Source organism: Haliscomenobacter sp. (assembly GCF_965225875.1).
Taxonomy (GTDB): Bacteria; Bacteroidota; Bacteroidia; order Chitinophagales; family Saprospiraceae; genus Haliscomenobacter.
The window spans coordinates 1,727,326-1,740,049 of record NZ_CBDDBS010000002.1 but is presented as its reverse complement, the minus strand read 5'-3'; the positions used below and the strand labels follow the sequence as shown (position 1 = coordinate 1,740,049).

14 protein-coding genes are annotated in these 12,724 nt (G+C 47.0%); 7 read left to right on the top strand and 7 right to left on the bottom strand.

The window, feature by feature from the left end:
* Window positions 1-76: 76 nt before the first annotated feature.
* From murI to ACO08K_RS09725, 4 genes are all read right to left on the bottom strand, one after another.
* On the bottom strand, window positions 77-880 hold the full coding sequence (gene murI, locus ACO08K_RS09740; protein ID WP_421796206.1) for a glutamate racemase: 804 nt from the start codon (window positions 878-880) through the stop codon (window positions 77-79).
* A gap of 137 nt (window positions 881-1,017) precedes the next feature.
* The gene (locus ACO08K_RS09735; protein WP_421796205.1) at window positions 1,018-1,512 is read right to left on the bottom strand and encodes an OmpH family outer membrane protein; all 495 of its coding nucleotides are present in this window, start codon (window positions 1,510-1,512) and stop codon (window positions 1,018-1,020) included.
* Window positions 1,513-1,593: 81 nt separating this feature from the next.
* Entirely contained in the window at window positions 1,594-2,124 is a 531-nt protein-coding gene (locus ACO08K_RS09730; protein ID WP_421796204.1) for an OmpH family outer membrane protein, read from the bottom strand.
* A gap of 146 nt (window positions 2,125-2,270) precedes the next feature.
* Complete coding sequence (locus ACO08K_RS09725) at window positions 2,271-3,533, bottom strand: mechanosensitive ion channel family protein (protein ID WP_421796203.1); 1,263 nt, start codon at window positions 3,531-3,533, stop codon at window positions 2,271-2,273.
* A 133-nt stretch (window positions 3,534-3,666) separates the two neighbouring features.
* On the opposite strand from ACO08K_RS09725, the gene ade reads away from it, so the two are divergent.
* From ade to ACO08K_RS09690, 7 genes are all read left to right on the top strand, one after another.
* On the top strand, window positions 3,667-5,292 hold the full coding sequence (gene ade / locus ACO08K_RS09720; RefSeq protein ID WP_421796202.1) for an adenine deaminase: 1,626 nt from the start codon (window positions 3,667-3,669) through the stop codon (window positions 5,290-5,292).
* 40 nt (window positions 5,293-5,332) lie between these two features.
* Window positions 5,333-6,001, top strand: coding sequence for a hypothetical protein (locus tag ACO08K_RS09715; RefSeq protein ID WP_421796201.1), 669 nt, complete (start codon window positions 5,333-5,335; stop codon window positions 5,999-6,001).
* 234 nt (window positions 6,002-6,235) lie between these two features.
* Window positions 6,236-6,667 (top strand): OmpA family protein, encoded by a 432-nt coding sequence (locus tag ACO08K_RS09710; RefSeq protein WP_421796200.1) that lies wholly within the window; start codon window positions 6,236-6,238, stop codon window positions 6,665-6,667.
* A 143-nt stretch (window positions 6,668-6,810) separates the two neighbouring features.
* Window positions 6,811-7,560 (top strand): sulfite exporter TauE/SafE family protein, encoded by a 750-nt coding sequence (locus ACO08K_RS09705; RefSeq protein ID WP_421796199.1) that lies wholly within the window; start codon window positions 6,811-6,813, stop codon window positions 7,558-7,560.
* Window positions 7,561-7,721: 161 nt separating this feature from the next.
* The gene (locus ACO08K_RS09700; RefSeq protein WP_421796198.1) at window positions 7,722-8,291 is read left to right on the top strand and encodes an RNA polymerase sigma factor; all 570 of its coding nucleotides are present in this window, start codon (window positions 7,722-7,724) and stop codon (window positions 8,289-8,291) included.
* Window positions 8,281-9,117: a hypothetical protein gene (locus ACO08K_RS09695; protein WP_421796197.1), complete on the top strand. Its 837-nt coding sequence runs from the start codon at window positions 8,281-8,283 to the stop codon at window positions 9,115-9,117. Before ACO08K_RS09700 ends, ACO08K_RS09695 begins: the two co-directional genes overlap by 11 nt.
* A 4-nt stretch (window positions 9,118-9,121) precedes the next feature.
* The gene (locus ACO08K_RS09690; protein WP_421796196.1) at window positions 9,122-10,516 is read left to right on the top strand and encodes a hypothetical protein; all 1,395 of its coding nucleotides are present in this window, start codon (window positions 9,122-9,124) and stop codon (window positions 10,514-10,516) included.
* A gap of 215 nt (window positions 10,517-10,731) precedes the next feature.
* Here the strand turns inward: ACO08K_RS09690 and ACO08K_RS09685 are convergent, their stop codons facing one another.
* The 3 genes from ACO08K_RS09685 to ACO08K_RS09675 are packed head-to-tail and all read right to left on the bottom strand — an operon-like array spanning window position 10,732 to window position 12,429.
* A complete protein-coding gene (locus ACO08K_RS09685; RefSeq protein ID WP_421796195.1) occupies window positions 10,732-11,346 on the bottom strand; it encodes an alpha-ketoglutarate-dependent dioxygenase AlkB family protein in 615 nt (204 codons plus the stop codon).
* Window positions 11,330-11,578, bottom strand: coding sequence for an Ada metal-binding domain-containing protein (locus ACO08K_RS09680; RefSeq protein ID WP_421796194.1), 249 nt, complete (start codon window positions 11,576-11,578; stop codon window positions 11,330-11,332). The genes ACO08K_RS09685 and ACO08K_RS09680 overlap by 17 nt, the downstream gene beginning before the upstream one ends.
* Before the next feature lie 5 nt (window positions 11,579-11,583).
* Window positions 11,584-12,429 (bottom strand): methylated-DNA--[protein]-cysteine S-methyltransferase, encoded by an 846-nt coding sequence (locus ACO08K_RS09675; RefSeq protein WP_421796193.1) that lies wholly within the window; start codon window positions 12,427-12,429, stop codon window positions 11,584-11,586.
* Window positions 12,430-12,724 lie beyond the last annotated feature (295 nt).

The following is a 12,724-nucleotide window of genomic DNA, read 5'->3' as shown; positions in this document are numbered from 1 at the left end:
GCAATCTCCATCCACGCGCTAAAGCACGTGGCAATTCATGTCCTCCGAGCAAAACATCGAGTAATACGATGCAAGCTCACCAAATCTGGTAATGCTCCAATTGGATGGCTTCCCCGTAAAACAAACGGGTGGTTTCTTCAAAGGATTGGGTATAATCGGAAACGTAGAAGCGGTGAGGATGGCGCTTTTGGGGATTGAGCAGTCCATTATCCCCCAGTTTTTGTGCTACTTCCTCGGCTACCACCAAAGTAGAATCGAGTACTTCAACCGGGTGGGTAAAGTAATCTTCGATGTCTTGCCGGATCAAAGGATAATGGGTACAAGCCAAAAGCAATGCTTCAATGTCGCTAAAACCGGGGTGGGCCAGGTAAGTATCCAGGATGGCCCTACTGGCCTGGTTGTGCACAAAACCCTCCTCAATCATGGGGGCGAGTAGGGGAGTGGCGAGGGATTCAACTTCCAGGCTGGGTCGGACCCGGTGCAATTGTTTGTGGTAAATGCCCGATTGGATGGTGGCTTTGGTGGCAATTACGCCGACCCGATCGAAGCCTTTTTTGGCTACTGCACCAACCAGTGGATCAACGACGTTGACAAAAAGCGCCTGTTCGCGGAAAAAATCGAGTAGTACGTCATACGCTGCTGAGGAGGCTGAATTACAGGCAACCACGATCATTTTACAACCTTGATCGAGCAGAAATTTACTGATGCGCAAACAATAGTAACGGATGGCGTCGGCGGATTTGTCGCCGTAAGGCAGGTGGGCGGTATCGCCAAAATAGATGATCTCTTCGTTCGGTAATTTTTTAACAATGGCGTTGGCCACGGTTAAACCTCCAATTCCTGAGTCAAAAACACCAATAGGTTGAGATGCGAGAGCCATAAAATGCAAAAAAGTTGAGGAGTTGAGGAGTTGAGAAGTTTAGGGCCTGCGAGCTTCGACCTATTACGGCCTCGCTCAGGAACAGCTCAGCGACCAAGCTCTAAACTCCTCAACTTCTCAACTTCTCAACTCTTTTTCTAGAGTCCCAGTTTTTTCTTTACCAAAGGCGCTACATCCATGGTTGCATCAAAGTACAACAGGATACCCTGGTCAAAAATGTAGGTATAACCACCTTCAGTAGCCACTGCTTTTACGGCAGCATTGAACTCGTCCAAAATAGGCTTCAACAGCGTATCTCTTTTGGTTTGGAGCAACTGGCTCATTTCTTGTTCGTAAGCAAGAATTTTCTGGCGTTCTTCCTCGAGTTTCTTCTCTTCTTCTTCTTGCTGCTTGGGTGGTACCAAACCATCTTGTACGCGCTTCTGGAAGTCTTGTACTTTAGTCTGGAAAGCAGTAACCATATCTTGGCCTTTCTTCTGCAATTGCTTTTGATAAGCCTCCATGTCAGAGTCAGCCTGCTTCACCTTAGGCAATTCTGCCATCATAGCTTGTGAATTGATGTAGCCAAATTTTTGAGCTTGGAGGGCTACAGTACAAAACACTGCGAAGATGAACATAAAGCCTGTCTTCATAAACTTGTTCATTGTTGTCCGTATTTGCGATTTTAAATTTTCGAATTGTCCGAAAATCGCGCAAAAATAACCTTTTTCGGATTATTTCAAGCGATTGATGATGTCATCGGTCTTGTCGTACTGCGGATTAGAAAAAATCATGCCCGCTGAACCACCTTTGTCGAAGATGAAATCATAGCCACGCTCTTTTGCGTAAGCTTCGATGGCCGCGTAAACACGATCCTGGATGGGCTGCACCAACTCTTTGCGGCGTTGGAACAGATCTCCATCGGGTGAAAAGCGCTTGCGTTGCATTTCGCGAACCTCCGATTCTTTCTTCACAATCTCGTCTTCACGCTGTCTGCGTGCTTCGTCACTCAAAAGGACTTGCTCTGCTTGAAAACGGTTGTATAGGCTCTTGATTTTATCGTATTCCTGAGCAATTTCTTGCCGCCAGCGGGCTGCCATCTTGTCCAATTCATCACCAGCAGCCTTGTATTCATTGACACTTTCAAGGATGCGGGATACATCAACACTGGCAATACGTTGGGCTTGTACCATCAGGGCAAAAGCTGGAACCAAGGCCAGAACCAATATTGCTTTCTTAATGAGGTTGAATGTTTGTTCCTTCATGGAAGTTCTATTTATGTTTTGTGACGAAAATTTGCAATAATGTAACGGGAAGTTTGGGGAAAAGAAAAGGGACAATGGGTGGTTTAACTAATGCTTAACCAATGCAGGCCCCTATAGCGCTAGACGTAACAGAATTTTAGGATTTTTTACCGTCCCTTTAACGTTTCCCAATTCCTGATCCATACGTCCGTTTGGGTAAAGGGAATTTCAATTTTGTGTTCCCGGAATACTCTGTCGATTTCAAAACGAATGTCGCTTTTTACATCTTCAATGCCCATGAACTCATTGGACCAAAAATAGACTTCAAAATCCAGGCTTGAGGTTCCGAACAAAACCATTCGGGCATTCACCTCAGGGGTAGGCAAGACTTTTGGGTGATTTTTGGCTACATCTACTAAAATTTGTTTGACCAACTGGGTGTCAGACCCATAAGCTACACCCACCGCAACGGTAAAGCGGGCTACATCATCGCCATGGCTCCAGTTGGTCACATTGTTGATCACCAATCGGGAATTGGGCACGATGACACTGCGGTTATCGCGGGTTTGGACCACGGAGGTACGGGGGCCAATGCGGCGCACTTTGCCCACCAGGCCATCAATTTCGACCCAATCGCCTACTTCCACCGAACGTTCAAACAACAACAAAATCCCCGAAAAGAAGTCATTGAAAGTTTGTTGCAAACCAATCCCCACGCCCACCAATAAGGCAACTGCACCACCGGCAATAACTGTGATGTTCACGCCTACAAAATGCAGGGCGATCATTCCGGCAATAAAATAGATGAGGTAATTGACGAGTTGGTTGAAAGCGAATTGAGACCCAATGTTGATGCTGCGGCGGCGGTAAAAATTGGCCAAAAACAAATGGATAATCAGCCAAATCAGGAGTTGCGCCGTCAAAATCACCAAAGATGCGATCAGCACATTGGAAATGCGGAGAGCATAGCTACCTTTTCCAACTTTACCCTCAAAAAAGGTAAAATCCGTTTGGAACAAACTCAGCATCGCCATCAATGTAACGACGTATACTGCATATTTGATGTAGCGATTGGAGGTGCTCAGCGTGCGTTGGAGGCCACTGGAACCGCCCCCCAGAATCGGGTTTTTTAAATTTCCCTGGGCCTGAAAAAAATTGCGCAAAATAACCCGGCCTAAAATCAGGTCCACAATAAAGGCAATTTGCCAAAGCATCAAGCCCTGGATCAGTGTAGAAATCCCAATCCAGCGTATTTTATCCTGATACAAAGTATAGTCTACCTTACAAGTCCACATCCAGGTCAGGACGATCAGGTACAAAAAAAGTGGTTGAAAGCGCCGCCTTACTTGCCGCCGCCGGACTTGTTCCACATTGAATCTGCGGAACAACTTGCGCAACAACCAGAACATGATCAGCCAGTCAAGTGCCAATAAGCCCAGTGTTTGTAATGAGGCAATTGTTAATTGTGCACCACTTATTTGAAAACTCCCTAACTCAAGGATTATTTTGGACCAAAAGTTTTCCATATTTACGCTATTAAAGTTCAAAGAACGATAAAAAAACATGATCATCCAAGGCCAGATTATTGATATTCACCAAAGAAGGATTTTTCCGGGGGAGCTGCAAATTTCCCAAGGTTTCATCAAGCAGATTCGCCCTTTACAAAGTGCGCCGCAGCGGTACATCTTACCTGGGCTGGTGGATGCCCATGTACACATCGAGAGTTCCATGCTCATTCCCTCGGAGTTTGCACGTCTGGCAGTGGTGCAGGGAACGGTGGCAACGGTATCGGATCCACACGAGATTGCGAATGTATTGGGTATTGCTGGAGTAGAGTACATGATTCAAAATGGGAAACAAACCCTGTTTAAGTTTTTCTTTGGAGCACCTTCCTGTGTCCCTGCTACCGCCTTTGAAACCGCTGGAGCGGTGATTGATGCAGAAGGAGTCAAAACCTTGTTGTCCAAACCTGAAGTCAAGTACCTGGCCGAAATGATGAATTACCCTGGGGTGCTTTTTGCTGATGAAGGGGTAATGGCCAAAATCAAGATCGCCCAACAGTTGGGCAAACCCATTGATGGCCATGCACCGGGGCTGCGGGGAACGGATGCACAACGCTATTTTGCGGAAGGCATCAGCACCGATCACGAATGTTTTAGTTACGATGAAGCTTTGGAAAAATTAAAATTGGGCGTAAAGGTGCTGATTCGGGAAGGTAGCGCAGCCAAAAATTTTGCTGCCTTGATCGATTTATTGCCCCAGTTTCCTGCGCAAATTATGTTTTGTTCCGACGACAAACACCCCGACGACCTGATTCAGGGCCACATCAATCAACTCGTGGCTCGTGCCTTGATGGGTGGTTGTGATTTGTACGATACCATCCGGGCAGCGACCATCAATCCGGTAGCGCATTACAAACTGGAAGTGGGGTTGTTGCGCGAGGGTGACCCAGCCGATCTGATCGTGGTGGAAGACCTGAGCACTTTTGAAGTGATAGAAACCTACATCAATGGACAAATGGTGGCTCGCCGGGGGCAAAGCCTGTTACAATCCGTAAAAGCAGCCGTGCCCAACCAGTTCAATACGTCCTTAAAAAAGCCCCAAGACTTTGCGGTTCCACTTGGCAAAGGTGGAAAGGTTCGGGTCATTGAAGCCATCAATGGTGAAATTGTTACGAGGAGTAGTTTGGCCGATCTGCCCAGCATAGCAGGTCTGGTGTTGAGCGATGTCAATCAGGATATTTTGAAAATCACCGTAGTCAACCGCTACGCGGAGGCCATTCCTGCGGTGGCTTTCATCAAAAATTTTGGGCTAAAAGAAGGCGCCATTGCTTCCTGTGTGGGGCACGATTCCCACAACATCATTGCCGTAGGGGTGGATGATGCTTCGATTTGTAAAGCGGTGAATGCCATCATTCGTTCGAAAGGAGGCATTTCAGCCGTCAATCATCAGGAAGAAAAGGTGCTGGCGCTACCCGTAGCAGGAATCATGACCAATGCCGACGGCTATCAAACCGCTAAATTGTACAGTGAGATTGACCATTTTGTCAAAGAAAATTTAGGTTCCACCTTGCATGCGCCCTTTATGACCTTGTCTTTTATGGCTTTGCTGGTGATTCCCGACCTCAAACTCAGCGATTTGGGTTTGTTCAGCGGAAAAGATTTTGCTTTTGTGGAACTATTCACATAATCAATATCTTTGTGCCGAAAATTTTTTAATCCAAGGTTTCATGCAAGTTTTTGCCAAAATCATCTCAGTTATCTTTCACCCTCTATTGGTGTTGACCTACATGTTGGTGTTGTTTTTGCTGATCAATCCCTACATTTTTGGCGTACACAGCATTGCCGAGCCTTTTGGAATGCAGTTGGTTTTGCGGGTGTTTTTGTCTTCTTTTTTCATCCCTATGGTTGCCGTTTTGATGTTGCGTTTTACGGGTTTGGTGCAATCCCTGGAAATGCCCGACCGGCAAGAACGTATCATTCCCTACATTGTCACTGGAATTTTTTACCTCTGGTTGTTCCGCAATTTAGTGGACAATACCACCATTCCCCGCTTGTTTACCAGCTTTGCCCTGGGCACTACCATTGCCCTTTTCCTTGCGTTTTTCATCAATCTTTTTTCCAAAATCAGTGCGCATGCAGTAGGGATGGGTGGGATTATTGGGATGCTTATCCTGCTGATGAGTTATTTTCCTGATTACAATGCAGTTGCCGTCCCGTTTCAAGGGGGGGGAGTATTGGAAATCAGTACCACTGCGCTATTGCTGTTTTTTTTGGTCTTGGCGGGCTTGGTAGGTACTTCGCGCCTGAGTTTAAAAGCCCACGAACCGATGGACTTGTACGGCGGCTATTTTATTGGCTTTATTGGACAAATGATTGCCCTACGATTTATTATGTAAGTGAAAAGTGAAAAGTGAAAAGTGAAAAGTGAAAAGTGAAAAGTGAAAAGTGAAAAGTGAAAAGTGAAAAGTGAAAAGTGAAAAGTGAAAAGTGAAAAGTGAAAAACAATATGCTTGCTGATTTGTGAAATGATGATATGGACGGTGGAAGACAAAAGCTGAACCTGCTTTTCACTTTTCATTTTTCACTTTTCACTTATTTCCCGTATTTTAGTCAGCGAAAACCCGCTGACCATGAAAGGATTATTCTACGCATTCATCTTCCTGAGTTCTACTACCTGGGCCTGGGGCCAACAACACCTCATCGGAGATGGAAAAGCCCCTTATCATATCTTCAGTATTTATTTTGGAGGGGGCTCCCATTACATTGATCAAGCGCAAATCGATGCTTTGAATAAGTTTCTTGACGAAATTCCGGATGTAGACAGTCACGACGTGAGTATTCATGGCCATACGGACAACATTGGTGGGGCCGAATACAATCAATGGCTTTCCCAAATGCGCTCGGACAATACCCTGAAAATATTATTGGACAAAGGACTGCGGAATGAAATGATCTCCATTCAGGACTTTGGCCAGTTTAACCCCTTATTTGACAATTCGACCTGGGAAGGTAGACGTAAGAACCGCAGGGTGGATGTGATTGTGTGGCCGCCAATACAGTAAGAGTTGAGAAAGTTGAGGGAGGTTGAGAAGGTTTAGGCTACCGCGAGCGATTTTGACTATGTCGATGTCTAAGTCGCTGCGGCAGCCTCAACTCCTAAACTTCTCAACTCCTAAACTCAACTACAATCCCTACCTTTGCCCCCATGGAATTTTCAATTCAATCCCTTAGCCCGATTCAATGGGGCATTCTGCTCCTGGCCGCCTTATTCATCGGGATGGCCAAAGGAGGAATTTCCAATCTGGGTATGTCCGTTGTGCCACTAACTGCCTGGTATTTTGGGGGTAAGTTTTCTACCGGTTTGATCTTACCCATGCTCATCGTAGCCGATTTCACTGCTGTGTTGTATTACCGCAAAAATGCGGAATGGAAATATTATTGGAAGTTATTGCCCTGGACCGTCCTTGGCGTTGTTTTTGGCACCTGGCTGGGGCAGGTGGTGGACGATTGGTTGTTCAAACGCATCATGGGGGTGATTTTTGCAGGGAGCGTTGCTTTTATGTTGTACCGGGATTATCGCGGCATTACCACCATTCCTCATCAGTGGTGGTTTGCGGCTTGTATGGGGATTTTGGCTGGAGTGACCACCATGTTCGGCAATTTGGCTGGAGCAGCTACGACGGTATTTTTTCTGGCCATGCAATTGCCCAAACAAAGCTACCTGGGCACCGCAGCCTGGTTCTTTTTTTCGATCAATTTGGTCAAAACGCCCTTTCAGATTTTCTTTTGGGGTACCATATCCTGGGATACGATTCAGATCAATCTGTTGTTGGTTCCAGTACTGCTTTTTGGAGTGGCGGCGGGTATTTGGCTGGTGCAGCGGTTTTCGGATCGCTTTTTTCGGCGGATGACGATCGGCTTGTGCATTGTGGCGATGGTACTTTTGTTTTTATAAGGTGAGTTTTGAATTAATTGATTTTTAACCGCAGAGTTTCGCAGAGTGCACGCAGAGTTTCTCGGAGTTTCTTTTCGTTTTTATAAAAAATCTTACCCATTTCAAACTTTTCCCAACCTACCCGCATCCTTAGGACATAACACAACTGAAAAGCCGATCCTTTGGAGCAACAAACGGAAATACTACTGCGCAAAGCCAGAGAGGGCGACCAACACTCGCTGAACATGCTCTTTCGGGTTTGGTATCGCCGGGCCTACCAGATGGCCATGCGCTATGTGTCGGACGAACACATGGCCCGCGAAGCCGTGCAACACACCTTTATGTCGGTGTATCAGCACCTGGATCAGTTGCAACAAACTGAAAAATTCGTCAGCTGGTTGTACCGCACCGTGATCAATTGTTGCCACATGGAGGGGCGCAAAAAACAGCGTTCACGCCTGACCAGCTTTGATGTGCCCGAAGCCCGGCAACCCCGCGCCCAAATGCCCGACCACGACCTGCAATTGGCTGAGCGCAACCGCCTCCTGATGCAAGCTGTGGAACAACTGCCCGAAGAGCAACGCACCATCGTCATCCTTAAAGAACTGGATGGTCTGAAATTTAGAGAAATAGCTGACTTGTTGCAGATTTCCGAAAACACTGCCAAGTCACGCCTTTATGTAGGACTCAAAAACCTCAAACAAATTCTGACGCAACAGCGCCTGATCAAAGAGATGTACTATGAAGAATGAAGATGAAATCATCAAACTAATGGACCTCCTGTATGGCGAAGGGGCTGCGGACGCAGCAGCAGACAAAGCTTGGTTGCAGGAACATCCCGAGTTGGCGCAAGAACTGGAGGACTTGCAGGAAGTGCGTGGCGCTTTGCAAAGTATACCCATTCCCGATGCGCCCATGATGCCCTGGCTGATGCCGACACCGGTAGCCCCGGCGCCGGTTGTCCGCAAATTGAGCTGGCCTTATTGGGCGGCAGCCTCTATTGCGCTGGTGGTATTTGGGTTTTTATTGGCCAAAATTCAGGTGCGTTTTGATGAAGGAGAAATGACCCTTGCTTTTGGCAAAACTCCCCGGCCAGCCCAAATCCAGGTCGACCAGCCCCAAACCAATGCCCTGACTGCGGCGGATACCCAGGCCATCCAGGAATTGGTGCGGGCCGAATTGGCTTCCCATTACACCCAATTGGAACAAACCATTGCCTCTGCCCAGGTCAACCTGCGCAAGGACAACGATACCCAACGCCTACAACTAGTCAACCAGCTGCAAAGTGAGTTGAGTGCACTCAACAAACAACAGCAAGAGGAATTGACCGCTTTGGTGGCAGCCACCCAAGCCGATAACCTGGGCAAAATGGTCACCGCCATGAACGATGCGCACAGCCAGCAACAGGAAAAAATCAAGTGGGTGTTGCAGCAAGGCTTCATCGATTGGAACATCAAACGCGAACAAGACCTGGATCGCATCAAGGACGAATTCAACAAAGTTTATGCTCAGGTGCATTACCAAAAGCTGGAGCAAGACAAGTTTAACCGTGTAATCATTCAACAAACCAACAATTAAAGCCATGAAAACATACCTTTTATTGGGTTTTTTATTGGGCCTTAGCCTGAGCACTTTTGCCCAAAACCGAGCTTATGCTCCTGCTATTGCACGAACTTATGGAGGGGATCTTTATGCCTCGAATTTGAATGATCCTGAAGACAAGGACATCAGCATCATGACCGGTATATTGTCTAAACTGGTTCAGCAGGAGTTCAACAACGGCGATACTGCCATCAACATCGAGCGGATTAGAGGAAGTTACATCCCGGGCAGTGGCATTCTATTCACTGTTACCCAACGTATGCCTTTTTACAGTCGGCCGATGCTGTTGGGGGTCAATGGCCGAGCCTTTGCTCCGAGTCGTTATGGATTGACAACGGCTGGGGGACAAGCGACCGATGTGGTAGTGCTTGAAACGCCAAGGGCAACTGGCACGACCAGAGCTAAGCCCAGAACAACTGAAAAACCGCTGTCTACCGCTGGACAAGATCCCCTTTCGGGTGTTCAGGTTCCTAGCCCTATTGCCATATCTGGTGATTCAGTCGCCTTGCTTTATGGACAACAGGGTCAGTTGCAGTCCTTTTATGGCGACGCCGTTACACTTTATACAAGCCCTAGAGGGGGGAATACTGCCAAAGTACAAGACAGTGTTTTTGCGGCCAAAATCCCCCGGATGAAAAAGGTCTTGGAAAAGTTTTTGGCAGAATACACTATTCTCTTAAGCAAATTGAAGTCGGAAGAAAAAATCTGGGTAACCTGGACGATCAAAGAAGACTACTGGGGCATTGACCAGGGTAAAATGGCTTGTGAACTGAGCAGCCGGATTCTAAAACAGGACATGCTTGATTTGCGGGCGGGCAAGTTGGATCAGGCTAAGTTTGCCGAGAAGGTGCAATATTCAGTAACACGTTGTGCCGAGCGGGTGACCAACCCGGAACTGGAAGTTTTTACGGCAATTTTGCAACGGCTTTATTCAGCTGAAGTTTCACAAAATTTGATTCAATACGGTGGCCTTACTTCTGATGTTGTCGGTGGATTCGGGTATGTTTTTAAACTGAATTTGATGTCCCGTAACTTCACCGAAGTTCGATTGGATCAGGCTTCCGGTGTTTACCGGGTTAATCCTCAGAACAAGGAAACCTCCAAAGAAGAAATTGAAAACAAGATAAAGGCTTTTAAAGCCGAATTTCCGAGCCAATTGCTGGAATATGGCCGGGTCATCAAAGGGCTGAAAGCTGGTGAAATCCTGAAGGTTGACGTTGCTATCGGTAACAGTGGTGGGGTATTGTGGGATTCTACGGCAGGAGTTGCTAAACAAATTTCGTATACGGTGCCCCAAACGCTGATCCGCGATTATGATACGGGTAAATTGAAATTGGAGGACGCGGTGAAGTTGATCCAAGTGGAGGAGAAGTAGCACGCTGGGCAAGAACCCAAAGCGACACAATTTTTAGCACAAAGAAAAAAAAGAGGACACGAAGGACACAAAGTTAGATTTTGACATTGGTCTTTTTCAGGGCAAGAATCGTGTAGGATTTTTCTTAAAGTAGAGCCCGTCAACATCTAACTCTGTGTTCTCCGTGCCCTCTTTTTTCATCTTTGTGGTACAAAAACGTCGCTTTTGAAAAAAAATCACCGCGTTTCCTCTATCGTCCGAAACGTCAAATTCACCCGTGGACTCCCCACTGTTTTAGTCGGCGGCAAACGGTGCAACCAGTAAGTCTGCGTCGTCCCCTTCATCACCAACAAACTCCCGTGCTCCAGCAGAATCCCGACCGTTTCTTTACTCGACTTGTGTTTAAAGGCAAACTTCCGCTCCGCCCCAAAACTCAAAGAGCCAATCGCTCCATCCTTTTTTAAATCCTTTTCCCCATCGCTATGCCAGGCCATGCCTTCTTCCCCGCTGTGGTAGAGGTTGAGCAGGCAAGAATTGTAGGTTTCACCGGTTTTTTCCTCGGTGATTTTTTTCAATTCCAGCAACTCCGGCGTCCAGGGCAAGGCGCGTTTGGTGATTTTGGAATAGGTGTATTCAAAATCTGTCTCAGCATACCAGGCTACCTTGCGCTTGGTGGTGATCAGTTTGCCAAACATCAGGGCTTCGTCGTTGCGCCATTCAATCTTGTGCAGCAATTGCTGGTAGTACTGATCCGCTTCCTGAGGACTAAAGATCTGGCCAAAATAATTGACAATCCCGTCTTTCGGCAGCAGGTTGAGGCTAGCATCTGTAAGTTTACTGAACAAGTCCATGTTTCCAGATTTGGTATTCACTCCTCATACAATGTCCGCAAGGGCGAAAACCACTTTTGATGGCTTCGGCTGCGGAGGCAAAAAAAACGCGGTTGACCCGTTTCATTCTTTTGCCCGAGGCGCAATGCAAAGTACCGTAGATTTTTAATTGTTTGTTGCCGCCCAAAACGATGGTCTTATTGCGGATGGCCCGCTGTAATTCGACATCACTGACGCATTCATGAAACAGCATCGGCCTCAATTTGTTTGCGTTTTTGCCCCTTCCCAACCAATCATCGCCGTTTTGCGCGTAGGCCCCCACATGTAGCCCCCAAAGGTTCCGGTCGATTGAATTACCCGGTGACAAGGGATCAAAAAGGCCACCGGATTGCTGCCAATGGCGGTACCAACGGCGCGAGAGGCATTCGGATTGCCAATTTTTTGGGCAATGGTGCCATAGGTGGCCAGTTGTCCCATGGGGATTTTGAGCAAGGTTTCCCACACTTTGAGTTGAAAATCGGTGCCTTTAAGGTGCAATTTGATTTCATGCAGTTTGCTCCAGTCATTCTGAAAAATGAACAGGGCATTTTGCTGAATCATATCCAGTTTGCGGGTGAATTGTGCGTGGGGGAAATGCGCCTGCAGCGCCGCAAAAGCAGTGGGCTCGTCTTCATAAAAGCCCATGAAGCAAACCCCTTTGACGGTCGAAGCCACGATCAGATTGCCAAAGGGACTTTCGGCAAAACTGTAATTGATGTCCAGATTTTTTGCACCGTTTTTGTATTCCGCTGGCGTCATGCCTTCGATGTTGATGAAGAGGTCGTGTAGCCTGCTGGTGCCGGAAAGTCCGGTTTCGTAAGCGGTATCAAACAAGGTAGCCTGTTCTTCTTTCAAGAGTTTTTTGGCGTGCTGCACGCTGATGTACTGTAAAAACTTCTTCGGACTTGTACCCGCCCATTCACTAAACAAACGTTGAAAATGAAAAGGGCTTAAATGTACCTTTTCGGCCACTTCATCCAGATTGGGTTGCTCCTTGAAGTGGGTGCGGATGTATTCGATTGCCTCGGCAATGCGGGTGTAGTTGAGTTGATCTTGTGTGTTCATCGTTGGTGCTTTTTACGCTACAAAGATCGGAGGAATGGGGCTGGGATAAAATCCGAAACTTGCGGAGATGGTGTACATTTTTATTTTCAGACACGAAGGACATGAATGGCCCCTGGCTTTAGCCTGGGGTCATGGAAACACTCTCTTGATCGGGCTTTAGCCCAAGCCTTATTTCAAACGAGGGCTAAAGCCCGAACAAGAGGGATTACGCCAACCCCAGGCTAAAGCCAGGGGCTATTCATGTCCTCCGAGCAAAACGTCCATTAGTTTTTTTTACAAAACAAATCTATGCAGT